This window comes from Caballeronia sp. LZ033 (assembly GCF_031451265.1).
Taxonomy (GTDB): domain Bacteria; phylum Pseudomonadota; class Gammaproteobacteria; order Burkholderiales; family Burkholderiaceae; genus Caballeronia.
On record NZ_JARUXQ010000001.1, the window covers coordinates 1,479,107 to 1,502,629 of the forward strand.

Consider the following 23,523-nt stretch of genomic DNA (forward strand, 5'->3'; position numbering starts at 1 on the left):
TGGCCTCTTTATACGTAAGCAAAAATCAAATTGGTATGCGCTTGCGCGATAGCTCTGAGCTCGCACTCCAGCACTGCATTCCCCCATGACGCCAGCGGGTCATCCGCTGCCATTGCGTCAGCCTGGGCATAAATAATCGTGTTCAAGGGGGCGTTCACCCGCCATGCCGAGTTCCAGTCAGATCCGCAACATGGGTCATCCGCTCGCATTTCATCGGCTCGTGCCTCGAAGAACTGCGTGATAGTGATCGTGTAACCGAGGTTTGCTGCAAAGGCGATGAGATCGGGGATCGATGGTCCGCCCCCTCCGATGAATCGCGCGATTACCTGTGCGCGGCGCGTTGGAATCGTTGGCGCAACTCCAGCGCACGGATCTGGCAGACCGAGCGTCGCCTCCCATTCGGGCAGCAGCTCGTACGTCGTCGCTGGGAATGCGTCGACCAGCAGATAGTTCGCGCGCGCGGTCTGGCGTTCATAACTCGGCGCCAGACCGGCGATCACCTTCGCCTGAACGGTGTCAGGATCTCGGGGCCATACGCGCCCGCGCGGCAAAAGCGCCTGCATTGCTGCCAGAAAATCTGCAGCCTTAAAGTTCGGTGCAAGCATGTCGCCTCACACGTAGTTCACGCCGGCGAGGACCGGCAACTGGCCGGTACCGCTCGTGATGTTGCCGGGATAGGTCGTGGTCGTCGCGCCGACAACACCCTGAACAAGCGTGATGACGAAGCCGCTCGTGCCAGACACCGACGCGATCGCAGATTCGATGTCCGACCGGTTGATCGTTCCCGCGAGCGGGCTTCCGTTTCGGAACAGAACATCGGAAATAGCCGATGAGATCGCCGCGCGCGTGGCAGCCGATGCCCCTAGCAGTCCAGAAAGCGTGAAGGTGAGACTGTTCGGGACCGGACTGCACGAATACACGAGGGCTGTCACCGGCTGCTCGTTGATGATGCTGTCCGCGACCACCAACTGATCACCGGTCGCGACCGTGCCGCGCGGCGTGCCGCCTGGCCCTTTGTCGTACTGGGAGCACCCGTTGATGCCTTGCGGGAAGCCGCCATGCGACGCTTCCACAACATCCCACATCGTGTAGATGACGACCGTGCCGCCGCCGAAACCGTTCGGCGCAACCCACGCTCGCGTGACGCCAGGGACCGCGAGCGCCCAGCCGATGTAGTCGTTGGTGTCGCCACCCTGCGGAGTGTTCTGATAGGCCGCCAGCATGCGCGTTCGCAGATCGTCGTTATCTTCGACGTCCGAGCCGGAGGCGACGGTAGCCGTGATGGTTCCCGTCGATTGCAGCCCGTCGACCGCGATGCCGAGTGAGACTGCCGTGCCCGGGTCAGCATTTCCAGCCGCACCCTTGGCGGTCGCGACGATCGTGACGGACACGAACCCGGTACCGTCTACAGTCGCCGTCGCGGCGGTCGTGTAGGTCGCGCCGTCGCTGCGCACCACCTGCGTCCCTGCACTCAGAGGCTTTCCCGTCGCACCTGCAAAGGTCGCCGTCAGTTGCGCTGGGGTCGCAGCCTTTCGATAGACCTTCTTCAGGGCTGCCCAGCCTTCGAGATACTCGTCCTCGGCCGTGAATGGCACAGCCTGTTTGGCCAGCCAATCGAGGTAGCCCATCTGCAGGTTCGACATCCCTGCCTGAACCTTGCCGATCACCTTCAGGACGGTGAAGCGCAGCAGCGCGTCTGCACCTTGCAACGACGAGTTGATGTCGGCCGCCACCTCTGCGATCAGGGTGGAGAGCGTCTTTCGTTGGAATGGCATGTCAGGAGAGCTGTTGCCATGCCCAGGCGTACTGAAGCGATACGCTGGGCCCGGCGGGTTGATAGAGCGTGATCTGCGCGCCGAGGAACGTGTCGCGCATCCATTCCGTCTGAACGTCCATGCTGGCCACTACGCCGTCATCAACGAGCCACTGAAGGGCCTCGGTGATGTAGTCGCGCGCGTTGTTCAGCACCTCCTGCGTCTGCTTCGAGCGATCAAGCAACCAGAGCCGCGAGCCGATCGGCGTGTCTTCGCCGACGTCGCCCCACCATCCGCGCGGGTCGCCGGTCCCGTCGGGGATGACGTCGTCGTTATTCGCGACTCGGTCAGTGAAGAGGCTGAGCAGCACAGCCGTTTGCAGATCGTTTCCAGTGAGCAGGTCAGGGCCGAGTTGCTGCCAATCGCCCCGGCTGTTCGCCACGTCCCAGACGATGGTGATGTCTGACATGCGTTACTCCAGAGTCGTCGGTGGATCAGTGTTGGAGCCGCCCCGTTGCACGCCGCTGTGCACGTGCGCGTTGTCGTGGGCGCGCATATCGGCCATCGAATGAGCGTTTGTGCCGTAGTTGTCGATGATGTCGCCGGCGCACTTGAGCAGCGGCGTGTCGGCATCGATCTCCGGCGTGTTCGTGATGGTGACCGGCTTGCCGCCGCCATCCAGAACCATTCCGGCCTGAGAGAGATAGACCTTCTGGCCGGTGTTGTCGCTGATGCAGATCTCGCCGGGCGCCAGATTCGTCACGCGGTACTGGGCGTTTCCGGTAGCGACGACGACACCGTTCGATCGATCACCGCCCACGAACAGGACGATCGCTTCCGAGTTCGCAGGAGGGTTCGAGCTGAACCCGTACTCTGCGAATCTCGGCAGCCGATCAATGGTCTGCATCCCGCTCGCCTTGATCTGCAGGAGCTGCACTCGGCCGCTGTCGTCGACCAGCGAGATGGTCGCGCGCGCGAGCGCCGACATCACCCGCTGCGACAGACGCCGCAGGGAATGCATGAAGTTTTCGGACATGGTCTATCGAGTTGCGCCCAGTACAGTGTCCGATGCCAGATTTTGCAAAATGATCGGTTCGGGAACGAAGGCGCTTGGCGGCATCAGCACGAGGTCGGCGTGCGTGCCGGTCTCGTCGCGACGATAGGTCACCTCGGCGATGAGCATCATCGTGCCTTCTGGGATCTTCAGGATCGGAAGGTCCACGCGCAGCTGGGAATTCGGCTCCCACAACTTCCCCGCCGCGTCGCGCCAGCTATCGACCGTGGCGCGCACGACCTGAGACTGTCCCGCGCGGCGCGACTGCTCCCAAGCGACCCGTGCTTTTGCAAGCTCGAAGCCCGAGATGACCTGTTCGCTTTGGAAATAGAGCTTCCGGTTCCTGATGACGGTCTTGTCTTCAGCCGTTGCGACCGGGCCGATGTTGGCGCCGTAGTCACCGGCCGTCATCATCGTCTGCTGGTAGGCACCGATGAGCGAGTACCGTTGGTCCGCGGACCATTCGAATACTGCGCTTTCCACGTTCAGGCCCTGTGCGACACCTGACGACATCAGCCCTTCGCCGGCGCGGCACAGATAGAGATTGCCATCCGGCAACTCGTACGCCAGCAGGCCCGCATAGCGCGAAACGCGCTCGATGATGTCGAAGGGAGTTTCGCCCACGCAGATCGAGAACAGAGGGATCGATGGCCCGTCATTGCCGTCTGAGATGACCTGGATACCGTATGGCTTGAAAGCAAGCTTTTGTGCGATTTGAAGCGCGTTCGACCCAGCGATCTGACCGCTTGGCCATTCCGCGCTGCAATCGACCAGATCAGCGCATTTGCCGCGTCCCCGTATTCGAATGGCATGCTTTGTGACCGAGATGGATGGAATGACTGCGTCGACGTAACCCGTCACCACCTTGTCGGGCCCCAGCAGAACCGAACAATCCTCGCCTGGTATAGCGATGATCTCTCTGAGCGTGGCCGGCTCAAGATCAGTGAGTTCGATGTCAAAATCGGAAGTGAGGCGCTGGATGCCTCGCGTAACGCGAATACGAGTCCACCCCGACACTCGGATACTATTCAGATCCAGGCTCAAATCATCAATCAAGGATGACTCCATGAGAACAACAATCCTCCTAACAGCCTCCACGCTCTTCGCGGCAATGACCGCGACGGCAAACCCGCTTTACCAAGTTACAGCAGAGCAAGCTACCGCATGTCGGCAAGACGGCTGCAGGGCCTTCCCAAAGGGGTACCGATTCGAGGCGTCGAACTGGGGGCCGAATGCTCGCGAAATCACGGGCACGAGCCTGTTTACCGGCAAAGCGAACGAAGAACCGGAAACCTATATCTTTCATGGCGCAGATGTCGCGCCGATCCTCGACGCCCAGGGCAACATGACGGAGCCTGCTTGCCAGTGGCCGACCGGCGGCGTCATGCAGCACGCGGTCACCGACGCTCAGGGCCTCGTGTACATCAAGCGCGTGGAGGCCACCACCAAGTGCGTCAACGGCAAGATGACCACGATCCAGCGCGCCTTAAACTGACAGCGCCTTGAACGACTGCGGCATGAAAGCCGGGTGGACAGTACTGGCCTGCTCAACCAGTTCATCCGCGCGGCTCGCATCGCGATAGATTCGATTCGCGAGAGTCAGCGCCGGCAAGCGCGCCGGAAGCTGAAACGTCTTGATCGCCGCCAGCGCGCCGCCGCGCGCGTTTAGGTCCGCCACGACCGCGGCGCGCAGCGACTTCATCGCGCTGTATGTCGCATCCTCACCCTGATCACCAGCAATCACGATCTCAGCATCGATCAGCCCCGTGACGGTGTCGCGCATCTGCGCGGCGTCATCGCTCGAAGTGGGCTGATACTGCGCGGCCGCCTGCACTACCGCCGAAATGCACGAGCGACGGAACAGATCAGTTGCAGCCGCCTGCGCCGCCGCCATCGAAGCGCCGATGATCGATGATGTAGTCGGGCTGTCGTTCGTGTACGTCGACAGGTCCGACAGCAAGCGAATTGCGTCATCCGGCGCCGGCGCCGCGGCCAAGACCGCCGACGCGAGCCCGGCTGCCGCAGTGGCGTAATCCGATGCGCTCGCGGCGCTGATCGACGCCGCCGACGCCGATAGGGCGGCACCAGCGTCATCGACTGCCGCACGATTTACGACCGCCTGGACCGTCAGCGAACTCACCGTGTTTTGTGAGTTGGAAACCTCGCCGGTCGTGCTGAACGCCGGGACAGCCGACGCGCCTGCAAAGCGCCCGAAGTCGCCCGGCAGGTTGGTCAGCAGCCGAAACAGATTGCGCGCATCGACGACGACGTTCTTCGCAGCTGTGTACCAGCCCCAGAGCGGACACCACATACGTTTGCAGGGTCGCGGCTCCCGCCGACAGCGTCGTGAGCGCGTTCGACACGAAATCGAGGCTCGCGGCCGCGTCCGCGCCCAAGGCAGCTTCGATCAGGCCGGTGGTCGTTGCCGTGATCGTCGAGGGGAACACGCGCTCGCCAGACTCGACGAACTCAAATTCGATCTCGAAGTAGCGGCCCTTGTCCCAGCGCTCGATCACGCGGAACTGAAACAGCGTGACGTTCAACTCGCCATAAGTCGCGTGGACGAGCTTGCCGACGCCGCTCTGCTCGCAGGCAGCGATCAGCAGATCGCGCTGAGCGATCACATCATCGCCGACCAGATACCCCGACACGGCGAAATGGCGCGTGGCGCGGCCCAGATCTTCCGCCCAGGGCGTATCCCGATACGGATACTCGTGGATGTCGACGCGGCGGCCGAAGTTCGACATTCCCCCGAGGGACACGAACGAGACGTTCCTGAAGCTCGCGGCGTTGAGCTGCTGGAAATAAGTGCCCGCCGAGCCGCCGAGCCGCGCCGCAAGCGAATGCGCCAGGTTCTGGATGCCCGACGAGGTCCCGAGAACCGATCCGAATCCGCTTGCGATGCTCATAACACTCCCCCTGCCGCCTCGCGCGCGCCGACGCGCGGCTCCACGTTACCGCTCGAGCTCACCTGCGTCGTCGTCCCGCGCGGCGCGCCGCGTAGATTGATGTCCACCTTCACCGTCCCGCCACCGGCGACCGCGCCGTTTGCCACTGCGCCGTTTGCGCCCGCATCGGCCACGGCTGCCGGCGCGCGCGCGCCGTAGATCGAAGGCGCGATCTTGTCCATGTAGGCCTGCGTTTCCGCCGGTGCGGCGCCGAGGCCTAGCCGATCGACGTTCCCTTCGCCCCAGTTGTAAGCTGCAGCCACACGCCGATCGTCGTCCCCGTACTTGCCATACAGGTGATGAAGCATGCGCGCTGCGCCTGCCGCAGCGTCAGCCAGGTCATCCGGATTGGAAACGCCATACTGCTGGGCAGTGGCCTTCATGAACTGGAAGTGGCCTTGCGCTCGCTCTCCAGACTTCGTGACCGGTCCCCGCATCCTCTTGCCGCGGCTCGATTCGGTCAGCCAGTACTTGTCGAGCGTCCCAGGCTTCAGTCCTTCCTTCCGCTCGAGCGCCGCGAAGAGCGTCGTCGAATCGGCGCCGACCACACCTGCTGGGATTTCTTCGATGCTCATTCCGTCGTCGGCAGGCACTTCCATGATGGTGCCAGGCTGCTCGTCCGGCGCGCCGCGGCCGCCGCGATTCACCGAGCCATTGAAGTCGTACGTGCTCGGGTCGATTCCGGCGTCAGTGAACTGCTTCTCACGCTGTCGAATATCAGCGAGACGAGCTTCCTCACCCTTGTTCAGGTCCTCACTATGGAACAGAAGGCCGAGCGCACCGAGCGTCTTGAACAAGACGCCGCCGGTCAGGGCATTGGCGGCAAAAGTCAGCTTGGTGATGCCGGCCGCGAGGGAATATACGTCCGCGATAATCCCTGCCAGCTTGATGCCCGCCAGGCCGATCAGCACGACCTTCCAGCCGCCCACCGCCTGCGCGGCCGTGTTCGCGTTGTCGATGAATTTCTCGACGCCGCCTGAGATCGCCTTCCAGTCAATGCCCCGCAGATAATTGCTCAGGTCGCGCACGAAACCGCTCACATCCGTGGCGATCAGCTCGCGGTTCTGCGAGATCCAGCTGCTCAACTCGACGATCAGCGGCTGCAAGACCGGGATCAAGGCGTTGCCGACGCTGTTCTTCAGCCCGTCAACCGCGAGGTCCATCATCGAGATGTTCTTCGCGTACTCCTCGGCGTTCTTGATCTGCTCCGGGCCCATGACGAACCCGATTTTCTGCGCTTCGTCGACCATCTTCCGGATGTATTCCGGGCCCTTCATGAGCATCGGCAACAGCGACTCGACGCCGAATGCCTGCGCGATCTTGCGCGCGCCCTCGATGTTGCCGCCGCCGGCGAAGTTGCGCTGAATCATCGTGGCCACATCGGCGAGCGCGCGCGTCGTATCCACCGAGCCGTCTTTCAGCTTGTGCATCGAGACGCCATAGGCGCTCATGATGGCCAGCGCTTCCGGCGCGCGGCCGAACATCGCGCCCTGGAAGGTGTCGCCGAGGCTTTGCAGCCCTGCGCTCATATCTTCGCTGGACAAGCCGGCCAGCTTGGCAGCGCCCCGGTACGCCTGCAGATCGGCCGCCGACACGCCGACGAGCGCTGACGTGCGCGCAATTTCCTGCCCCGCACGCCCCCAGCCGGTAGCAAGAGCCGCGATGCTCGCGACGCTACCAACGCTCAGGAGCGCCGCGAGCGCCGGATGGATGGTGAGAATGCTGCGGGCTGTGTCGACCGCGGTGCGGCCGAGGCTGACCAACGACTTGCCGATCTTCTCGATGCCGGTCTCTTTGCCGAACGCCGACAGCGACTTTCCCAAGTCAGTCACCGGCGCCATGAGCGTGGCGAACGAATTGTTGACCTTGCGGACGGTGGCCGTCGCGTTGTCGACTGCCGAAATGACAATCTGGAACTGATTCGCCACCGCTACCCCTTGGTCTTAACGATCCGCTGTGCGTGCCTGACGCGCCTGAGCGTCTCGGTCCACGTCATGTTCCAGGCTGCATCGGGATCTCGCCACCCCATGGCATGGCCGAGATCTTCGATGCATTCTTCCCACCCTTCAGGAATCAGCGCCACCTCAGCAATCAGCCGTTGGCCAACGTCTTGCGGTGGCGCCCCTGAAAACCCTTGAAGTACTTTGCCGCCTCGAGGAAGTCGCTCGCGCACATGGCTCTGACCGCCGCCACCGGCACGCCCGCATTGCGCGACACCAGCGAAATCACGGCCGCCCACTGGCCACCCGCTTCGCCTGCCTTGCGCCGCTGAATGTTCGTCGGCTCGGACAGATTGAGCACCGCGTAGCTTGGCGCGTCATCCCCCTCACCGATCTTCGCGGGCGAACGCAACTCGAGGCGGAACTCGTCTTCGCTCACGAAGTCGTCACCCATGCCTTCCGGCGCGAACGTGGCGAAGTAGTCCATCGCCTCGTCGACGACGGTCACGCCCATCAGGTCCACGGCATCGACCGGCACGCCGGCCACCAGAGACACGAGCGCGACGTCATACCCGCACTTCATGGCCATCTTCTCGGCCGACTCGAACTCGCCGGCGCGCGGCTCGCGCAGCGTGAGGGCGTCGAACGTCTGCGCCGCTGCGTCCTTGCCGATCGTGACCGGCTTGCGCAGTTGGATAGTTTTTGTATCGCTCATATCAATTTTCAGTGACCGACGGGCCTTCCCAGGTGACCGGCACGGTGCCGTCTTCCGCCTTCGCGCTCTGATCGTCCACGGTCCACATGTTGCGGCCGATGATGATCTTGCCGTTGGCGAGCTCGACGACGATCGTGACGTTGGTCATCGCGTTCAGCGCGGCCAGAGACAGACCCGCCATGTCGCGCAGCGTCGCCTTGATCTGGCCCGCGCGCGGCTTCTCGCTGTACCCGTCGACGCCGCTCTGCCCGGTCAGGGTCGTGCGCGTCACGGTGCTGGGGTTGTACTCGAAATCGCCCGCAACAGACATCGCTTGACCATCAGCGGTCAGGTAGGCGGTCCCGGCGATCCGGTTTTGCGTGTTGGCCATTGCTGGCTCTCCCTAAGAATGAAAACGCCACCCGAAGGTGGCGCAAACCGTTGCTGGACCGTTACTGCAGGCGGAACTGAGCGAGCAACGCGAAGATGCGCAGCTGGTCGATGAGAGTGCCCGGCCAGAGGACGTCGACGCGATTCGGGTTCTGCGAGTTCTGCTGCACGATCAGCGCTTGCGCGAACGCGGCGCTGTTCTGCACGAACCCGTCGTACTCCATCTCTTGATACAGCGCGATCAGATCGGCCTTGATGACCGCCGGCGTCACGATGTTCGAACCGGGCGCGAATCGCGTACCGTCTGCCGCCAGCTTCACGCGGGCGTACTTCGTCGTCACCATGGTGTTCATGGCGCGCAGCACGTACATCAGCAGAAACATCGTCTCGATCTCGAGATAGCTGTTGTCCGGCTGGCCGTACGCGTTCGTCTGATAAGTCGTGATCAGATTTTCGATTGCGACAGTTCCGTCGGCCGCGACCGTGAAGGTCGAGATGCCGTCGTAGAGCAACGTGTTTCGCTGACTCAGGTTGAATCGAGACTGCAGCGGCGGAGGCTGGAAGCCTTGCAGCGCGACAGTCTGCATCGGCACGCCGGGGTCGGCTCGAACGCTGACGGCGACAGCGGCGGCAATCTGCGCTGCGATCTGCCAGGCCGGCGTCGGCGAGTCATAGAAACCCATGACGGTTTCGTGCTGATTGTTGCGCGCGGTCCCAAACGTGGTGAGCCCGGCCCAAGTGCTCCGATAGGCGACGAAATTGTGCCCATAGAGCTGGTACTGCCAACTCCAACGGCCAGTCTGGTCGTTCAGGAACGCCTTGATAGCGTCAAGCGACGTCACGTCGGTGAACGCGCAAGCAATGAAATCGAACGGCTGGTCCTGCAGGTTGCCGAGCGCCGTCGTCAGCGCCGGATTCGTTGCGCCGCCGCTCATCGGCGTGATCGTCGCAGCGAGACCGACGGGAAGCGCCTCGCCCGCCGGCGTGCCGCCGTAGTTGAACCGGATGTCGATGTCGTTGCCGACGAGACCCTTGTTGTCGGCCGTGAGAGTCACGGTACCGGTCGCAGCGGCAGCCGTGACCGGCATCTGCGGAATGAGGTTAACCGCCGCGGCGACTGCGGTTGCGACCTGCGCGGGCGTCATCCCTGCCGTCACCGGTACCGTGACGAGCTGACCCGCGATGTACAGCGAGATCGTGCCATTCGCCGTCGGGCCGGCCGTGAATGCCACCGTGCCGGTTGCGGGCGTGGCGCCCGCCGCGTCCTGCACCGGCAGATACCACAGCTCGCCGAACTGGTCGTTCTTGCGGTAATCCTGCGTCATCAACGCGAGGACCGAATTCACGCCAGCCTGCACGCCCGCATCGCCGACACCTGAGGAAATGAGCGGGACGTTCGGCGTCGCAATGCCGGCGGACGTCATCGGGCCGATGAGCAGCGCTCGCTGGTTCGCGGTGGCCGTGTTGGCGTGCGACGCATCGAGTTCCGCGAAGAACAGCGGCGTGCGGATGTTCTGGGGGATGTTCTTGAACGGGATCATTGCTGGTCAGCCTCTTCGTCGACAGGCGCCGGAAGGGCGGCGGGTTGCTCTTTCACTGCGTCTTCCTGCGAATGCTCTGCCGCCGCATCCGCATCCACGACGACCACGTCGCCATCATTGACGGCGCGCGTCCAGAAGATGTCGCCATCCGGTACCGTGATGCCTTCGGGCGGCAGGAATTGCTTCGTATCCGGATGCCGCACTTTGAGGCCCGGTGCAGGTTTGACGATCATTCGCCACTCCTATTGAGGAAATTGGATATCCACTTCTCCCTCTGCCCGGCCGTCGGGTCCGCTCGTGCGCGGGACCGGCGCGATGGCATCAGGGAAGGGCGGGTCAGGATAGGTGCCGATGAGGTCAGCGACATTCGTTAGATCGGCTGTCAGGTGAATCCGCTGCAGAGACGCTGTGACATCCGGATCGAATGCCTCGAAGATCTCGCAGCTGATCGCCATGCTGATTGCCGCGAAATGCTCCTTGCCGTCGGCCTTCACCTCGGTGATAGATTCGACGCGGATGAACTGCTGGACCAGCTTGCGCAGAGGGATATCGCGAAAGATCGCATCCTCTACCTTCGCTCCCAGCAACTCGACGGCGGCTAACGCTGCTTCACCCGTAGCACCTTTCTCGATCGCGCGAATCTCGATCGTCGCAGTCGAATTGAACTGCGTCTCCCCATTTGGCCCAGTGCCGTCCTTTCGCTCACCGCCTGGGCGTACGAGAACGGCAGGAAGCTTCGCAGGGGGAGTTGACCAGTCACCTGGCGATTGCAGCGTTGGTGCCACCTGACGAGCTTGTAACGCGGCGATTACCGCGAGGCGTAGCCCTGCGCGGCCGAGCGGATCAACCATCGTCGTCACCAAGGTAGTTGAGCATCAGCCGCGCATGGCCGTGACCGTCTGGGCGCGGTTCGCGCACCACATAGACAGCGCCCGTTCGAACGATCGTCAACTGGTCGTCCTGCTCCGGGAGGACGTCGACGAAAAGCGTTTTCCCGTTCGCGCGGAACTGCGAGAGCTGCACACCGAGCGTTGGCTGTTCCGTTTGAACCTGCACACCGTCGACGACGATCAGGCCGAGATACGCTTCGTCGAACACCCCGACGATGGGGAAGGGCGTGATGCCAGACGCCGGCGCATACATCACTGGCTCGCCGAACACTTTGATCGTCGGGCCGATCACGGCCTTGTCCCAGTCGATCATGGCTTACGTGCCGGCGCGGCCGCTGAAGAGGACCTCGGGGCGCGTGCAGATGTGCAGCGGATAGCTGTACACCTCCATCTTCCACCACATGTTCCGATCGCGGTCGAAGATCGGAATCACGTAGATCGGCTTGCCGGGCGTGTTCACCCACTCGAACGCCTCGCCTGGGGCGAGCGCGCGCTGGAATACGCCGGGCGCACCGACTGGGAAAAACTTCACCTTGTCGTCCGGGATTTTGATCGTGGTGTTGTCATCCGAACCACGATAGTTCACCCAGTAGATGCCGCCGAAGTAAAACGCGTCGAAGGCTGCGCCCTGCGAGCCGCGCAGATCTGCCGCAGCGCTCCAGTTCAGGAACGTGCGCACCACGTCGGGATGGTTGACGAAAGCGTCGTAGAACGCGTCGCCGCACAGCGCGTAGATCTTCGTCGACTGAGTGAAAGCGCCCTGCGCCTTGCGCGCCATCGAACGGATGATGCCGTTGATGAGCGGCCGCAGGGAGTTTGCGGTGCCGGCCGAGAGGTTGAAGGCGATTTCTGCCGGCTGCGTGATGCCGAACTCGTTGAAGAAGTTGTACACGACGGAGCCGTCGGCATCGAGAAGCAGGCCTTGCACCGCAGCCAGGCGGTGATATTCCCACGTGTACTCGATGTTGCTCGTGAGGCCTGTCGGGCCGTTCAGGCGGCGGGCGACTTCGTCCTGCACCTGCATGAGCTCGGATTCCGTGCCGAACGCGCGAATGTTCTGCAGCTCGTTCGCGTAGATCGTGTCCGAGTGCATCAGACGCGGCACTTCGAAGTAACGCGCCTGGCGCTTCTCGGTGGTGCGCTGTGTGCCTTCCTCACCCCGATCAGAGATCGGGATGATGACGAGCTTGCCCTGGCGCTGCTCGACGGCGAGCGCCGTGGTCCGGATCGGCTTGTCGTCGAAAATGTTCAGCGTGCCGAGGCCTTCCGGTTTGAACGGCGCCTTCTCGACCGCCGTCGTGAGATCGATCGTCGAGAAGACGTCGTTCTTGAAGATGTTCAATGCTGCCATCGCGTTCTCTCCTTTTTGCGGGGCGATGTTTCCCGCTTAGCGGGCGATGATTCCGAGGGCAGCCAGTTGGGCGAGCGCCGCGGTGGTTTGGGGGCCGGTGATGGATGCCGGCCAGATGAGTTCCGAGGCGTTCACTTCGGCGTCGCGCACCACGAACGGTGCCTTCTTGTCGGCAAGCGTCGTGTCTGTGGTCATGCCGATGATGCCGATGGCGTTCTGAGTGCCATCGGATGCCGCCGGCGCCAGCGGCACGAACTTTCCGGCTGCCGTCTTCGCGACGACGCTGCCCGCCGGGATCAAGACGGCGCCAGAGGCAACGCCTTGGTCGACGGAACGGTGGCCGCGCGCTTGCGAGACCATGAAACCGAAGTCGTGCCACGACTCGGTGAGCGGGGTTTGAGCCATGATGATTTGTTCCTGAGGTTGGAGGAGGGCTACGACTTCGCCGGTTCAGTTTCCACGCGCCTTCGACATCGCGCGGTCCCAACTGGCCGAGCGCGTGGCTTGCGAATCTGGTGCGCGCTCGCCGCCGGCGCCGAGGTTCGGATTGCGATCCGCGCGGCCGCTGCCGGCGTGCGACGCGGCGGGGGTATCGCGCAGCGTGTCGATCGCCTGCTGACGCGTCATGCTCGTCTTGAAGGCGAGATTGGCGGCCAGCACGACATTGCTGGCTGCATATCGCGATCCCATGATGGCCGCGCAGCGCGCGCGCTCGCGGCGACGAGCCTGTGCAGCGGCACTCTTGCCGTGCATCTCTTCTTCGTCGTCATCGTCATCATCCGCGCGGGCGTTCGCGTCGACATCGTCCTTGTCATCGTCTGCTTTGGCGTTCTTTCCGCTCTTGCCCTTGCCCGAATCGTCATCGTCCGGCTCATCGCTCTCCGCGGACTTGTCGTCGCCTTGATCGTCATCGCCGGACGCGCGAGACCCTTTCGCGTCGCCATCTTCTCGATCTTGATCCGGCTCGTCGTCGCTGTCGCCGCGCGCGCGGCTGGCGCCCTTGTTTTTGGTGTCGTCCGAGTCGTCGTCGGCGCGTGCGTGCATGGTGCGCGGCGCGCCGCCCGCCAAATGGGCGAACGAAAGCACGCCCGCCAGGCGATTCAGTTTCATTGCGATACTCCGTAGGAAAGATCAGCCCAACTCGGCGAGCAGGGAGCGGAACGCTTCATCTGGCGCCATGACAGCGTCAGCGAAGCCAATTTCGACGCCGGCGGCGCCGAGGAAAGTGGTTGCCTGAGTCGCGCGAACGACATCGGCCGAGAGGTTTCGATTGCGGGCGACGGTGGCCACGAACAGTTCGCCCATCTCGTCGACGTCGGTTTGAAAGCGTGCGAGCGCATCTTTCGCGAGCGGATTGAACTGGTTTCCGTCCGCTTTTCGGTCGCCATACTTAATGATGGTGACCGAGAAACCTGCATTGCTCATCGCCTTCGACGCGTCGATGTGCATGCAGATCACACCTACTGAGCCGGTGCCGCCGGTGCGGGGAACGGTAATCTGTTCGCATGCACTGGCGATCGCGTACGCCGCGCTGTAGGCGCACTCGTTCAGGATCGCGAGGGTGGGCTTGGCTTCGCGCGATTCGTAGATGAGGTCAGCGAGATCGAAGCATCCCGCCACTTCGCCGCCGGGCGAGTCGATCGACAGCGCGATCGCACTCACCGCCTTGTCATTCAGCGCTGCGAGGAAGTTGTGGCGAATGGCGTTGTAACCGAGCATCCCGGAGTAGGGGCGCAGATTGCTGCTCTTCTGCACGAGGGTGCCTGACACATCAATTACTGCGACGCCCTCCACAAGGTCGTAGGGTGTTTCGCTGTGAGAGTCGTCTCCTCCTTCTTCGAACCACTCCATTGCGACGGGCGTGAGGGGTTCGCCGCCAGCAAAATTGATGTCGCCGATACCAAAGCGGCCTGCGAGCGCGCGGGCGATGACTTGCCCCTTGACTGGGTGCATGGCCAGCGGGATATCGAAGATCCGCGCCGCGGCGAATGGATAGCTTTTCATTGCGGCTGCGGTTCCTCTGGAGGTTGAGATGCCTGGTTCGCGGCTTCGTTGCCGAACCAGTTTGGCTTCGGCAGCTTCAGGTCCTCAAACATTTGTTGCTCGACTGCGCGCTGATGCAGCACTTCTTCGTAGTCGAGGCCTTGCTCGGCGCATTCCTGCTTCAGCGTCGAGAGGCCACCGTCCATGCGCAGGATCGAGCCCTGCGGCTCCTTCACCGGGTCGATCCAGCCTCGCGCTACGCCCAACCACGAACACTTCGCGTAGGCGGTGGCGGCTTCGACGAAATCTGGCGCGTGACGCGGCAATACGTCGTCGAGGTCACCGCGATCCATCGCTTCGGAGAGCCACGCCGCGAACTTGGGCGTTGCGGTTCCGCGCTTGTATTCGCCGGCGCGCCGCTGCAAGGTCTTCCAGCTCTCGAGAAGCGCGGCGCGCGCGCTGGAGTAGTTTGTCTTCGACCAGTCCTGAGTTACCTGCTCGCGTGAAATGCCGGTGTTCGCGGAGAACAGACCGAGCATCTCCGAAGCGAAAGCCGTGAAGTCGCCGTGCGGGTGACTCGACGCCACTGACTTGATGTCCTCGCCGGGCGCCAGCGTCGGCACGCGCGCGCCGTTCAGCATCGCGGGCCGTTCGTTCGCCCAGTCGGCGCGAAGGCCTTGATAGAACGACAGTTCTTGGTCGCCGCCGTCGAGCGCATCCTGCACGAGCGACGGGTCATAGGGACTCGTCACGTAGGTGCCGAAGGTTGCCGCGATCGTCGCTGCCTGCAGCTCGACGCCGTAGTGACGCGCGAGCATCTTCATGTGTCCGAGAATCGCCGTGAAGATACTGATGCCGCGGTTCTGCCCTGCGCGCTGCCGCTCGAAGTCGTGAAACACGCGACGCCAACCATCGGGATCCTCGCGCTCGACGCGCTCCCAATCCATCGACTCGACCGCGTTATACCAGTCGTTCTGATGCGCTTTGCGGATGTGATACGCGATCGGCACGCCGTAGTCGTCGATCTCGACGCCGCCACGCAGATACCGCGTGTCGAGCTGCTGATACGGGTTCGAAAGGCGGTCCGGATCGACGACGAGAAACGACGTCGCGTATTGCGCCGCACCGCGGCCGATCCGCTCGGGCAGCCAGTAAGCGACGGTCAGCGCGTCGCCGTCGATGAGCTTGTGCGCCATGCCGAGCCGGTCCTGCTGCCCAACCGTCAGCTGACGGGAGACGTCGTTGTAATTGCCAAGATCATCGGAGAAGTTCCGATACAAGGCTTCGACGACCGTCCGATATTCGTTCGCCCAGGTCGCGTCGAAAGCCTTGTCATAGCGGGAGAGGGCGCGCCAATCCGGCGCCGAGGAGAGCCGCAGGCTGGTGCCGATCGTGTTGTCGAGGATCCGCATGATCCCGCCCGACGCCCAGCCATCGTTGCGCACCAGGTCGCGTGCGCGCGCAACCATGCGATCGCGAAACTGGTTGATCTCGGAGTCGGGTGAGCGAATCCACGGAAGCCAGTCGCCCATCTCCTGCGTCTGCCAGTTCGCGGCGTCGTAGGGGAAGAACGTGTTCCCGTACGGACCGCTGCGCTGAAGCGAGGCGGATGTGCGTCGATTCGCAGGCGTCGCGGGCGCAACTGGGGCCAGCGGACGGCCAGACGCATCCACCAGAACCATGTCGTTGCTCATCAGAAGTACGGTCGCATGGGGCGACGCGATCGAATGTTCGGGTTGAGGATCATCTGCAACTGGCGAATCAGGTTGTACAGCGCGGGCAGGGAGGCCCGCGTGTACGTCACCGCCTTCGCGCCGTCGCCCTGTGTGTACGAATAGCTCTCGCCTTTCGCGCCAGTGGACAGATCGATATACGCCTGCTGCGCGTCGGCCAGTGCTTGCTGAAGCACGGCCGTATCCATCCCGGCGAAGATGCTCTGCTCCGGGTCAAAGCTCACGATTCTTCCTATGCCATGCGGCTGATGAGAGATTTCTTGCGCTGGCCCGGCTCCGTTGTGGACTTCACGGCGGCGGCGCGCGGCGTTTCGGCAGCTGGCGCCGGCGGCGCGCCGTCGACAGTCACAAGCTCGGCCTCGACGACTTTGGGCGGATCGCTGACGAGCGAGTTCCTATCCCACGGGGCCGCCCAGCTCGGCGGCTTCGCCCAGTCGATCCGCGAGAGGCCGTGCAGGTGCGCGACCACGTGGGACATCACCATCAGATCGAGCGCCTCGTTACGCGCGCTCGGATTGATCTTTTCCCATCGGCCGGTTGGCAGCTTGTGCTCGGAGACGATCTGTTCGAACCAGGCGTGCGGCTGCTCCTTCGAGCGCAACGCATGCGGGAAGTGCACATACCACGCCCCGGTTTCGCCACACCGCAACTGGCCGACCAGATCGTCCTTGAACAAGTTCGGGTTGAACGAGGCGATCGGCACCGTACCCGCGTTCGCGCGCTTGTTCGCGGCCCGCGACGTGTCCGGATAGACCACGTTCAATTTCGGCCCGTTGATTGACGTGCCGCCCTTCGTCGGAATGATCGACCAGACGTCGCGCCCACCGATCTTCCCGAAAAGACGCGCCGCGCGCTCGCGCCGCCAGCGTGTCCACGCCGCGTACGCCTGCTGCGCGACGCCTGGCTGGCCGGCAGAGTCGTACCCGCTGCCGCGCATTCCCATACGTCGTCCGGAGCCATCTGCGAGCGGGTATGTCTGCATGAACACGTCCGTCAGCAGCTTGTCCCAGTCCTCGGGCGACGCGGCCGGATCGGCGGGCAAGCGCCCGCGGTCGATGATCCAGCTCTCGCCATGCTCGCCCCATCCGCGCACGAGCCATTCGAAGTGCGACAGCTGACAGTCGGCTACGCACGTCATGAACCGAACGCCCTCCGGCACGACCTGCAACGGTGTCTCGCGCTCGGCGCGATCCGCAAGATCGTTCGCGTCGACGGAACCCAGCGCGCGTGGCGGCGAGTAGGGGATGCCCCATTGCTTCACCATGACCTGGCGCAGCGTGTTGTCATCTCCAGATACCTCAAGCTCACGCTCCGCTTTCACGCGGGCCCGCGCGAGCGCGCCGATGCCACCGAGCACGAAGGGGCTCATCACGCCCAGGATCCAGAACCCCGCGGTCTTCGTGCGCACGAGTTCGCCCGTGACCACGCCGTCCTGCGAGATTGTCTGTCCGCGCCCGATCCAGCGGCCGGTGCGGTTCATCTCGCGCCGCTCGCTGTCTTCGATCAGGCAACCGGACACCGGGCACAAAAGGCGCGTCTGCGCCTCGATCTCGTCGAGCGTGCCGTCTTCGGGATAGTGGAGCGTCATGTAGCGCTCGGCCGTCGGCGCCGGGCTCGACCATGCGCCACAGTGCGGGCAGCGCCAATACCAGACGCGGCGATCGCTGTCGCCGTAGATCGCCATGACGCCGGCGGTCCAGTCCTTGTCCGGGTTGATGCCGCGCGCCAAGTCCGGGTGGCTGACCGCGAGGATCATCGACTGGCGCCCGAACGTCTGCCGGCGAATATCGAGCAGCGCCTTGATGTCGCCCAAGTTGTCCGGATAAGCGTCGATTTCGTCAGCGACGATGCGGGGTGCCGACTTGTTGATCAGGTTGCTGTACGTCGCAGACAGGAACTCCACCTTCATGCCGCGGAAGCGCTTGAAATGGATGCTGTCGTCGATTGGCCGCCGGCCGAGGTTCTCCCGCATCTCATGATGCAGGTCGATCATCGGGTTGATCCGACCTTTGACGTACGCTTCGAGCCCGGGGTCCGTCTGCATGTACCAGAGGATGTCGCCCGGGTCGTTCGCGACCGATTTCAACAGCCAGTTTTGCGCGATTTCTGTCTTGCCGCTCTGGCCCGGTCCGACGACAGCCGTCGTCAGATAGTCCAGCGACGTCACGCACTCCATTGGCTCGACCAGATACGGCGTGATGTCGTGCGTCCACTTGCCGACATAGCCGCCACCTTCGTTCTGGAGGCGGCGATGGTCCAGCGCGTATTCCGCCACCGATATCCGCTTGGGCGGCACCAAGCCTTCGAGCGCTTTCGACGCGATCGCGCCAGCGCGCGCATATGCCGCTTCAATCATGGACTCAGATGAAATCGAAAAGGGTGCGCAGGTCGTTGACCATCTTCACGCGCAGGTCGTCGGTCAGAGCGCGAATCGAGTCCGAGGTCTCTTCGAGCAGGCCAAGCTTCTTGACAATCATGTCGGGCAGACCGTCCAGGCCTTTGCCGAGGTGGGCCACCATCGTGCCGAGCACCATCTCGAGTTCGTGCCGCTCGACCAGATCACCGCGCTCGCGCCGCAGCTTGTCTTCCAGCATCGCAGCCTGAGCCTCATCGCGCCGCTGCCGCGCCGTGCTTTCGCCGGCGTGCTGCACGCCGCCGGCGGTCGCCGTGCTGTTCCGCAGTGGAGGCGCATCCGGCGCGCTCGACACTGGCGCGGGCGCGGTGGGCGCCACCGGCAACTCCTGCGCGCCAAGGTACGCCATGACCTTGCCCGCATCGAATTCCCATCCGCCAGCGGCCGTGCCGCGCTTCTTCACCGGGAATTTTCGATCGGTGTTCAGTCGGCGATCGAGGCGCGGCCGCGACCATCCAAGCAGCGCGCATAGCTCGCCTTTCCCGACGACGTTACGCGCTGCTTTCGCCATATCCGATGCGGGTTTCGCGTCGATCCGCGTCACGCTGCGTTGAACGCAGCGCGAAAGCGGTGTAACGCATTTTTTTTGCTGAAAAGAAAACGAAAAACGGGCGCGCGCAATGCCCCCGTTGTCGAAAGGGCGCTGGAAGGACCCGTTGAAAATATTGCCCAATCCATGGTCGCTCGACGCGGGTCGGATGGGCTTGAAGAGCAGGTTTTACAATTCCTCGCCGGGTCGCGCGTCGGCCTCGGTGGGAGACTCGATCGACGCGCCGAAGTCGAAGATGCGCAGCGTCAGGATCGGGCTGGTGCCGAGCGAGCCTTGCTCGATGGTGACCGACATCACGCCGGCGATAGGCGTGCCATCGGGCAGCGTGACCACCATCCCACGATCGACAGCGCGTCCAGAGGTGCGATCGACTTGCCGGACCACCTGGAGGGGCACGGACTTCTTTCGCGCTTCCATATTAGTAGGACGTCGGCTGAGCCACAGCGCGCGTCAGCGCCATGAAACCCTGTTGCAGATGATCGTCTGCCAAGCAGACCCATCGGAACGGACCGTCGTTATGACCTCCATAGAGCGCGACCGAAACGAATTCGCCCGGCTCGGCGTCCAGCGGCGTCGGAATCGCGTGATGCAGATCCACGGTCTCGCGGACCGCAACGACGAGCGCGCGCGTCTCCTCCGCGTGGGCCTTGATCCGGTTGATCAGGTCGATTTCGGCTGGCGACAGTTCGCGGTATCCGCTGATCTGACGGTGTTGGTTTCCCATAGCTGCCTCGCCTTCTGCCGTAGGGCTGTTGATTTTGATGTCATCTCACTTGCGCGCCGTGGTCATTGCCTTGCGCAGCGCGATCGAGAATTCACGATCGAAGTTCTTGTTGATGATCGCCGCGGCCCGAGCTCGATAATCCAGATGCTCATGAACCGGAAGGGCGTCACCGAAGCGGATGAGGAGCTTTAGCCCTCCGCGTTTGACCGCGAGGTTGCCATTCTTTCCGCGCCGCCCGGCGCGCTTCGTCGCGACTTGCTGCTCCTTGGGCGGCCGGCTCCACACACCGCTGACTGTTTCGCCGCTGCTCTTGAACGTGACGCTGCCAACGACGACGTCAGATTGGGACTTAAGCCGCGCGAGCGTGTTGCGGGGCAGATTGCCGTACTGGTTGAGCCGCGTGTTCTTCGGGTTCAACAGAGCCCGGCCATTCAGCTTATGAACGCCACCGAATTCATACGGCTGCAGATATGCGGCCGCAATGTCCTTCACGTAGACCGTCGACTGCATCGTGGCCTTTCGCGCCGCGGTGACGCCGACAGAGCGCAGGGTGAACGGCGTGGGCGAGGCGAAGGTGTGAGCCAAGTTGTCCACCTCCTCATCGCGAACCAGCTTGGCGAGCGAGGTGAGGGCGGTGGCTGTCGCAAACGGTAGCTGCTTGCGCTCAAGGTCATTGAATGCGCGGCTCACCTGCCGCACGTTCGCATGTACGGAGACTGTGAAGGGAGCTGCCATGGCGCAGAGAAAAGAGCCGCGCGACCGTCCACCGAATCGCGCGGCAAGGAAAGCGCCTGACCGTCCCTGTCAGGCGCCCGAGGACTAGAGCTGCTCGTCTTTTTCGCCGCCGTGCTCGGCCGGGTGCTCGGGATCGTCCTCGACGTGCTCGACCGGATCGACCAGACCAGGATCGCTCGACAGCGACTCGTGAGCATCTGCGCCCGCGATGACGGGGTTGAGCTCCTGACCGGCGCCGTTCTCTTCACCTGCTTCAGCCTGGCGCTTCGCGACTTCGGCGACCGTGAGCGGGTCACCGTTCTCGTCGTGGCCAACGATCGACGTGTGCTGCTCGGGATCCATGCCGATGTTCGCCTCGTTGATGTCGAGCGTCGGATCGGCGGGCGGCAGCGTGGGGATGGCTTTCACTCGGGCGTTCTCGGTATCGGGCGCGGGACCGCCATTGAGCGTGTTGTCGACGACGTAATGGGCGGCAGCGAGGAAGGGAAGTGCGAAACGCAGCGTGCGCATGGCAGGCTCCTTGATCGAGCCGTGAGAATCAGCTGTGGTGAGTGACGATCACGGCGACGGGAAGATCGACGGTCGCGCGGCGCGGCCGCCGGCGGAAAATCGCGCGGACGGCGCGCCACAGCCGCCCTAGCAGTCGCATGACGTTCAGCCGACGGTGACCGTGATGCTCTGCGGCGCGTCGTACGTGCCGGTGGCGCCGCCCGAGCCATCGCTCGGCACGGTGAACGGCGAGGCCACCGCGTCGCCGAGCGGCGCGCCTGTCGAATCGAGGCGCTGCGCGGTCGCGGTGTAGTCGCCGGCCGAGAGCCCGTCGAAATCGGCGCTCGTGCCGGACACGTCCTGCTGCTGAACGACTGTGCCGATCGAATCGACGATGGCGAGGCGCAGCAGACCAGCGGTCACGCCGGCAGGCAGGGAAGCAGAAACGACGGCGACAGCGACGGTCACTTTCATGGTGAGCCTCTTCGGGAAAAGAAAAAGCCGCTTGGCGCATGCCAAGCGGCGTTATGTTCAGCGAGCGATCAGTTGCCAGGGGTCTTACGCACGACGTCTGCCGCCCCTTGGCACAGCGCTCACGAGGTATTTAGTACACGACGGGTTGAAAATGGACAACGAGCCTCATACGATGGCTTCTCGCCATGTCGGCGAAGCGCTCAAGCTGCAAGCGACAGCCAGCGCACCAACTCAGCCATTCAAATGGAGAATGAAAATGGCTTACTACAAAAACGGAAACTATCTGATTCAGGAGCAAGGTCTGGAGTTTGACGCTCTCCATGCTCCAGGGGCAATTGCGCCGTTGTCTGGAATCTACCGATGCGAGGGATGCGGAAATAGTGCGGTTTCGACGAAGGGTCACGCGCTGCCACCGCAGAACCATCATCAGCATTCGATCTTGGCAGGTGCAGTGCAGTGGCGGCTCGTCGTCAAAGCGCACTATGCATAGAGTCCAGAAGAAAAACGCCCGCGGGTGCGGGCGTTTTCGTGAGTTCTGGCAATGTAGCGAAAATGATAGTGCGCTGTAACAGGGAAGTCAATCGATAACCACTTCATGCGGTCCGAGGCCGCTAAAGCTGAGTTTGGTTGCCGCAACACCGAAAGCAGTTACCGCATTGGTCGCCACAACGCTGAAGTCGTTGCTCCAAACTTCATAGCGACCGACCTTCCCGGATCGGCCGAGAGTGAAGGCCGCATCGCCGCCCGACCTCTCAAGCTTTACGGGCAGTACTAGAAGCGCTTTCTGCGGTCCCACTGCGAAATGCAATGCTACGCCAAAGAAGAGTGCGCCGTCTTCGAACTTTGTGAGTTCCTCGTCTGTTTGGATAATTTCCCATCCAATTAAGGAACGTCCCCCAAAGCTGTTTTGGGGATTCAACAAAGCAAATTCTCTGTCTGAGACGATCAACCTTTGACGCAAAGCCAGCACGAACTCAATGGCATACGTTCGATGATCAGAAACTGCTTGGTGAGCCGTACGCAGCTTTTTCGCGACAATCTCACTGATGGAAGAGTATGTCATTTTTCATCCCCGGAAGTTGAATCGAGATATTATCGCGGGATCACGCCTCCGCAACTTCTTCTTTTTCCACGAGGCCGGTGCGTTCAAAGTATGGGCGGAGGCGCTGAATTGCATTCTCGTCAATTTCGATGATCCGCGCCTTTATCACAGGGAAAGCCCGAGCGTAGGTCATGTGATTTCCGCCAAACGACTTGGCCAGATCGCGAAAGCTGATTTCCATCTTCGCGTGATTTGCGAAAAGCTTGGCGAGAAGGCAATCCATGGCAAGCGTGGATACTGCCGGGAACGAAGGCTGAAGCCACCCAGCCAGCGCTTGAATGGCCTCGGAGCGCTCCTTCAGGAAGAAATGCCTGCGCACGCCGTCATCATCGACCGTGAAATCGTTTTGCCCGAACCGCGCCGTCACCTCCCACTGTTCGGCATGGTGCAACTTCGTTCGCACCGCGCTGATCACTGCCGCGCACTGCGCGCGGACCTCATCCGACGTCAAGCCGCCGAAGTTCAGCGTACTGGACGCCTCACCGCGCAGCTGCTCCAGCCATTGCTCCTGCCTCGTCGTGAGTTCCGGCAGCGCTTCGAGCGCCTGAATGATTGCTTTCATCATCGCGCTCGGCTGTCGCGGCTCTTGGCTCAGGACCAAGAAGGAAACGTGCAGAGCCTGTCGAGTGTCTTTGAAAACGGCGTCCATCTATTTTTGGCTCCCATCATCGTAAATGTGGCATCGGCGGCTGACCTCTACCGACAGTGATGCTTTGCGCATGCGCTTACGGCACGCGATCTCTTTGCCGCCCATGACC

The 23,523-nt window shown here is 62.8% G+C and carries 32 protein-coding genes; 3 read left to right on the plus strand and 29 right to left on the minus strand.

The genetic code is table 11. From position 1 onward, the window contains the following. Positions 1-8: 8 nt before the first annotated feature. Genes QCE62_RS06845 through QCE62_RS06865 form a run of 5 tightly spaced genes read right to left on the minus strand, consistent with a single transcriptional unit; the run spans position 9 to position 3,864 of the window. The gene (locus QCE62_RS06845; RefSeq protein WP_309915815.1) at positions 9-605 is read right to left on the minus strand and encodes a putative phage tail protein; all 597 of its coding nucleotides are present in this window, start codon (positions 603-605) and stop codon (positions 9-11) included. A 6-nt stretch (positions 606-611) separates the two neighbouring features. Next, on the minus strand, positions 612-1,775 hold the full coding sequence (locus tag QCE62_RS06850; protein ID WP_309915816.1) for a baseplate J/gp47 family protein: 1,164 nt from the start codon (positions 1,773-1,775) through the stop codon (positions 612-614). A 1-nt stretch (position 1,776) separates the two neighbouring features. Next, on the minus strand, positions 1,777-2,223 hold the full coding sequence (locus tag QCE62_RS06855; protein WP_309915819.1) for a phage GP46 family protein: 447 nt from the start codon (positions 2,221-2,223) through the stop codon (positions 1,777-1,779). Between the two features lie 3 nt (positions 2,224-2,226). After that, positions 2,227-2,790, minus strand: a complete 564-nt coding sequence (locus tag QCE62_RS06860; protein ID WP_309915822.1) for a phage baseplate assembly protein V — start codon at positions 2,788-2,790, stop codon at positions 2,227-2,229. Positions 2,791-2,793: 3 nt separating this feature from the next. Further along, the gene (locus QCE62_RS06865; RefSeq protein WP_309915824.1) at positions 2,794-3,864 is read right to left on the minus strand and encodes a phage baseplate assembly protein; all 1,071 of its coding nucleotides are present in this window, start codon (positions 3,862-3,864) and stop codon (positions 2,794-2,796) included. 10 nt (positions 3,865-3,874) lie between these two features. Between QCE62_RS06865 and QCE62_RS06870 the strand changes: the two genes are divergently transcribed. After that, positions 3,875-4,303: a hypothetical protein gene (locus QCE62_RS06870; protein ID WP_309915827.1), complete on the plus strand. Its 429-nt coding sequence runs from the start codon at positions 3,875-3,877 to the stop codon at positions 4,301-4,303. On the opposite strand, the gene QCE62_RS06875 is transcribed toward QCE62_RS06870, so the two are convergent. Then, on the minus strand, positions 4,295-4,702 hold the full coding sequence (locus QCE62_RS06875) for a hypothetical protein (RefSeq protein WP_309915830.1): 408 nt from the start codon (positions 4,700-4,702) through the stop codon (positions 4,295-4,297). The genes QCE62_RS06870 and QCE62_RS06875 overlap by 9 nt on opposite strands. A gap of 10 nt (positions 4,703-4,712) precedes the next feature. Here QCE62_RS06875 and QCE62_RS06880 point away from each other — a divergent pair, with 10 nt between their 5' ends. Further along, on the plus strand, positions 4,713-4,841 hold the full coding sequence (locus tag QCE62_RS06880; protein ID WP_309915833.1) for a hypothetical protein: 129 nt from the start codon (positions 4,713-4,715) through the stop codon (positions 4,839-4,841). Between the two features lie 57 nt (positions 4,842-4,898). On the opposite strand, the gene QCE62_RS06885 is transcribed toward QCE62_RS06880, so the two are convergent. From QCE62_RS06885 to QCE62_RS06985, 21 genes are all read right to left on the minus strand, one after another. Further along, positions 4,899-5,717: a DNA circularization N-terminal domain-containing protein gene (locus QCE62_RS06885; RefSeq protein WP_309915835.1), complete on the minus strand. Its 819-nt coding sequence runs from the start codon at positions 5,715-5,717 to the stop codon at positions 4,899-4,901. Next, positions 5,714-7,684: a lytic transglycosylase domain-containing protein gene (locus QCE62_RS06890; RefSeq protein WP_309915838.1), complete on the minus strand. Its 1,971-nt coding sequence runs from the start codon at positions 7,682-7,684 to the stop codon at positions 5,714-5,716. Before QCE62_RS06890 ends, QCE62_RS06885 begins: the two co-directional genes overlap by 4 nt. 163 nt (positions 7,685-7,847) lie before the next feature. Further along, on the minus strand, positions 7,848-8,411 hold the full coding sequence (locus tag QCE62_RS06895) for a phage tail assembly protein (RefSeq protein WP_309915841.1): 564 nt from the start codon (positions 8,409-8,411) through the stop codon (positions 7,848-7,850). Between the two features lies 1 nt (position 8,412). Continuing rightward, positions 8,413-8,781, minus strand: coding sequence for a phage tail tube protein (locus tag QCE62_RS06900; protein WP_309915844.1), 369 nt, complete (start codon positions 8,779-8,781; stop codon positions 8,413-8,415). 61 nt (positions 8,782-8,842) lie between these two features. Further along, positions 8,843-10,321 carry a phage tail sheath subtilisin-like domain-containing protein gene (locus tag QCE62_RS06905; protein ID WP_309915848.1) on the minus strand — a complete coding sequence of 493 codons (1,479 nt, stop codon included), beginning with the start codon at positions 10,319-10,321 and terminating at the stop codon, positions 8,843-8,845. Continuing rightward, complete coding sequence (locus tag QCE62_RS06910; protein ID WP_309915851.1) at positions 10,318-10,554, minus strand: DUF2635 domain-containing protein; 237 nt, start codon at positions 10,552-10,554, stop codon at positions 10,318-10,320. The genes QCE62_RS06905 and QCE62_RS06910 overlap by 4 nt, the downstream gene beginning before the upstream one ends. 9 nt (positions 10,555-10,563) lie before the next feature. Further along, the gene (locus QCE62_RS06915) at positions 10,564-11,172 is read right to left on the minus strand and encodes a hypothetical protein (protein ID WP_309915854.1); all 609 of its coding nucleotides are present in this window, start codon (positions 11,170-11,172) and stop codon (positions 10,564-10,566) included. Beyond that, positions 11,165-11,524 (minus strand): hypothetical protein, encoded by a 360-nt coding sequence (locus tag QCE62_RS06920; protein WP_309915856.1) that lies wholly within the window; start codon positions 11,522-11,524, stop codon positions 11,165-11,167. Before QCE62_RS06920 ends, QCE62_RS06915 begins: the two co-directional genes overlap by 8 nt. Positions 11,525-11,527: 3 nt before the next feature. Further along, complete coding sequence (locus QCE62_RS06925; protein WP_309915860.1) at positions 11,528-12,562, minus strand: major capsid protein; 1,035 nt, start codon at positions 12,560-12,562, stop codon at positions 11,528-11,530. A 36-nt stretch (positions 12,563-12,598) separates the two neighbouring features. Further along, positions 12,599-12,967 carry a head decoration protein gene (locus QCE62_RS06930; RefSeq protein ID WP_309915864.1) on the minus strand — a complete coding sequence of 123 codons (369 nt, stop codon included), beginning with the start codon at positions 12,965-12,967 and terminating at the stop codon, positions 12,599-12,601. A gap of 45 nt (positions 12,968-13,012) precedes the next feature. Beyond that, the gene (locus QCE62_RS06935) at positions 13,013-13,672 is read right to left on the minus strand and encodes a hypothetical protein (RefSeq protein ID WP_309915867.1); all 660 of its coding nucleotides are present in this window, start codon (positions 13,670-13,672) and stop codon (positions 13,013-13,015) included. A gap of 21 nt (positions 13,673-13,693) precedes the next feature. Further along, positions 13,694-14,566, minus strand: coding sequence for a S49 family peptidase (locus QCE62_RS06940; RefSeq protein ID WP_309915871.1), 873 nt, complete (start codon positions 14,564-14,566; stop codon positions 13,694-13,696). Then, on the minus strand, positions 14,563-16,239 hold the full coding sequence (locus QCE62_RS06945; protein WP_309915873.1) for a phage portal protein: 1,677 nt from the start codon (positions 16,237-16,239) through the stop codon (positions 14,563-14,565). Before QCE62_RS06945 ends, QCE62_RS06940 begins: the two co-directional genes overlap by 4 nt. Continuing rightward, positions 16,239-16,502, minus strand: coding sequence for a gpW family head-tail joining protein (gene gpW / locus QCE62_RS06950; RefSeq protein ID WP_309915875.1), 264 nt, complete (start codon positions 16,500-16,502; stop codon positions 16,239-16,241). Before gpW ends, QCE62_RS06945 begins: the two co-directional genes overlap by 1 nt. An 8-nt stretch (positions 16,503-16,510) precedes the next feature. Further along, positions 16,511-18,634 (minus strand): terminase gpA endonuclease subunit, encoded by a 2,124-nt coding sequence (locus tag QCE62_RS06955; RefSeq protein WP_309915878.1) that lies wholly within the window; start codon positions 18,632-18,634, stop codon positions 16,511-16,513. 4 nt (positions 18,635-18,638) lie between these two features. Then, the gene (locus QCE62_RS06960) at positions 18,639-19,364 is read right to left on the minus strand and encodes a hypothetical protein (RefSeq protein WP_309915881.1); all 726 of its coding nucleotides are present in this window, start codon (positions 19,362-19,364) and stop codon (positions 18,639-18,641) included. A gap of 45 nt (positions 19,365-19,409) precedes the next feature. Further along, positions 19,410-19,577, minus strand: coding sequence for a hypothetical protein (locus QCE62_RS06965; RefSeq protein ID WP_309915883.1), 168 nt, complete (start codon positions 19,575-19,577; stop codon positions 19,410-19,412). 82 nt (positions 19,578-19,659) lie between these two features. Further along, a complete protein-coding gene (locus QCE62_RS06970) occupies positions 19,660-19,965 on the minus strand; it encodes a hypothetical protein (protein WP_309915887.1) in 306 nt (101 codons plus the stop codon). 45 nt (positions 19,966-20,010) lie between these two features. After that, a complete protein-coding gene (locus QCE62_RS06975) occupies positions 20,011-20,655 on the minus strand; it encodes a hypothetical protein (RefSeq protein WP_309915890.1) in 645 nt (214 codons plus the stop codon). A 129-nt stretch (positions 20,656-20,784) separates the two neighbouring features. Then, positions 20,785-21,210 (minus strand): hypothetical protein, encoded by a 426-nt coding sequence (locus QCE62_RS06980; protein WP_309915892.1) that lies wholly within the window; start codon positions 21,208-21,210, stop codon positions 20,785-20,787. A gap of 144 nt (positions 21,211-21,354) precedes the next feature. Next, positions 21,355-21,663, minus strand: coding sequence for a hypothetical protein (locus tag QCE62_RS06985; RefSeq protein ID WP_309915895.1), 309 nt, complete (start codon positions 21,661-21,663; stop codon positions 21,355-21,357). A 151-nt stretch (positions 21,664-21,814) separates the two neighbouring features. Here QCE62_RS06985 and QCE62_RS06990 point away from each other — a divergent pair, with 151 nt between their 5' ends. After that, positions 21,815-22,153 (plus strand): hypothetical protein, encoded by a 339-nt coding sequence (locus QCE62_RS06990; protein WP_309915897.1) that lies wholly within the window; start codon positions 21,815-21,817, stop codon positions 22,151-22,153. An 87-nt stretch (positions 22,154-22,240) separates the two neighbouring features. Here the strand turns inward: QCE62_RS06990 and QCE62_RS06995 are convergent, their stop codons facing one another. Beyond that, positions 22,241-22,726, minus strand: coding sequence for a hypothetical protein (locus tag QCE62_RS06995; protein ID WP_309915898.1), 486 nt, complete (start codon positions 22,724-22,726; stop codon positions 22,241-22,243). 40 nt (positions 22,727-22,766) lie between these two features. Further along, positions 22,767-23,414 (minus strand): hypothetical protein, encoded by a 648-nt coding sequence (locus QCE62_RS07000; protein ID WP_309915901.1) that lies wholly within the window; start codon positions 23,412-23,414, stop codon positions 22,767-22,769. Positions 23,415-23,523 lie beyond the last annotated feature (109 nt).

Bases quoted from the DNA above. Each gene is read 5' to 3' on its own strand.
- QCE62_RS06845 (WP_309915815.1), bottom strand. From the start codon at position 605: ATGCTTGCACCGAACTTTAAGGCTGCAGATTTTCTGGCAGCAATGCAG.
- QCE62_RS06850 (WP_309915816.1), bottom strand. From the start codon at position 1,775: ATGCCATTCCAACGAAAGACGCTCTCCACCCTGATCGCAGAGGTGGCG.
- QCE62_RS06855 (WP_309915819.1), bottom strand. From the start codon at position 2,223: ATGTCAGACATCACCATCGTCTGGGACGTGGCGAACAGCCGGGGCGAT.
- QCE62_RS06860 (WP_309915822.1), bottom strand. From the start codon at position 2,790: ATGTCCGAAAACTTCATGCATTCCCTGCGGCGTCTGTCGCAGCGGGTG.
- QCE62_RS06870 (WP_309915827.1), top strand. From the start codon at position 3,875: ATGAGAACAACAATCCTCCTAACAGCCTCCACGCTCTTCGCGGCAATG.
- QCE62_RS06875 (WP_309915830.1), bottom strand. From the start codon at position 4,702: ATGGCGGCGGCGCAGGCGGCTGCAACTGATCTGTTCCGTCGCTCGTGC.
- QCE62_RS06880 (WP_309915833.1), top strand. From the start codon at position 4,713: ATGATCGATGATGTAGTCGGGCTGTCGTTCGTGTACGTCGACAGGTCC.
- QCE62_RS06885 (WP_309915835.1), bottom strand. From the start codon at position 5,717: ATGAGCATCGCAAGCGGATTCGGATCGGTTCTCGGGACCTCGTCGGGC.
- QCE62_RS06895 (WP_309915841.1), bottom strand. From the start codon at position 8,411: ATGAGCGATACAAAAACTATCCAACTGCGCAAGCCGGTCACGATCGGC.
- QCE62_RS06900 (WP_309915844.1), bottom strand. From the start codon at position 8,781: ATGGCCAACACGCAAAACCGGATCGCCGGGACCGCCTACCTGACCGCT.
- QCE62_RS06905 (WP_309915848.1), bottom strand. From the start codon at position 10,321: ATGATCCCGTTCAAGAACATCCCCCAGAACATCCGCACGCCGCTGTTC.
- QCE62_RS06910 (WP_309915851.1), bottom strand. From the start codon at position 10,554: ATGATCGTCAAACCTGCACCGGGCCTCAAAGTGCGGCATCCGGATACG.
- QCE62_RS06915 (WP_309915854.1), bottom strand. From the start codon at position 11,172: ATGGTTGATCCGCTCGGCCGCGCAGGGCTACGCCTCGCGGTAATCGCC.
- QCE62_RS06920 (WP_309915856.1), bottom strand. From the start codon at position 11,524: ATGATCGACTGGGACAAGGCCGTGATCGGCCCGACGATCAAAGTGTTC.
- QCE62_RS06925 (WP_309915860.1), bottom strand. From the start codon at position 12,562: ATGGCAGCATTGAACATCTTCAAGAACGACGTCTTCTCGACGATCGAT.
- QCE62_RS06930 (WP_309915864.1), bottom strand. From the start codon at position 12,967: ATGGCTCAAACCCCGCTCACCGAGTCGTGGCACGACTTCGGTTTCATG.
- QCE62_RS06935 (WP_309915867.1), bottom strand. From the start codon at position 13,672: ATGAAACTGAATCGCCTGGCGGGCGTGCTTTCGTTCGCCCATTTGGCG.
- QCE62_RS06940 (WP_309915871.1), bottom strand. From the start codon at position 14,566: ATGAAAAGCTATCCATTCGCCGCGGCGCGGATCTTCGATATCCCGCTG.
- QCE62_RS06945 (WP_309915873.1), bottom strand. From the start codon at position 16,239: ATGAGCAACGACATGGTTCTGGTGGATGCGTCTGGCCGTCCGCTGGCC.
- QCE62_RS06955 (WP_309915878.1), bottom strand. From the start codon at position 18,634: ATGATTGAAGCGGCATATGCGCGCGCTGGCGCGATCGCGTCGAAAGCG.
- QCE62_RS06965 (WP_309915883.1), bottom strand. From the start codon at position 19,577: ATGGTGGTCACGCTGCCCGATGGCACGCCTATCGCCGGCGTGATGTCG.
- QCE62_RS06970 (WP_309915887.1), bottom strand. From the start codon at position 19,965: ATGGGAAACCAACACCGTCAGATCAGCGGATACCGCGAACTGTCGCCA.
- QCE62_RS06980 (WP_309915892.1), bottom strand. From the start codon at position 21,210: ATGCGCACGCTGCGTTTCGCACTTCCCTTCCTCGCTGCCGCCCATTAC.
- QCE62_RS06985 (WP_309915895.1), bottom strand. From the start codon at position 21,663: ATGAAAGTGACCGTCGCTGTCGCCGTCGTTTCTGCTTCCCTGCCTGCC.
- QCE62_RS06990 (WP_309915897.1), top strand. From the start codon at position 21,815: ATGGACAACGAGCCTCATACGATGGCTTCTCGCCATGTCGGCGAAGCG.
- QCE62_RS06995 (WP_309915898.1), bottom strand. From the start codon at position 22,726: ATGACATACTCTTCCATCAGTGAGATTGTCGCGAAAAAGCTGCGTACG.
- QCE62_RS07000 (WP_309915901.1), bottom strand. From the start codon at position 23,414: ATGGACGCCGTTTTCAAAGACACTCGACAGGCTCTGCACGTTTCCTTC.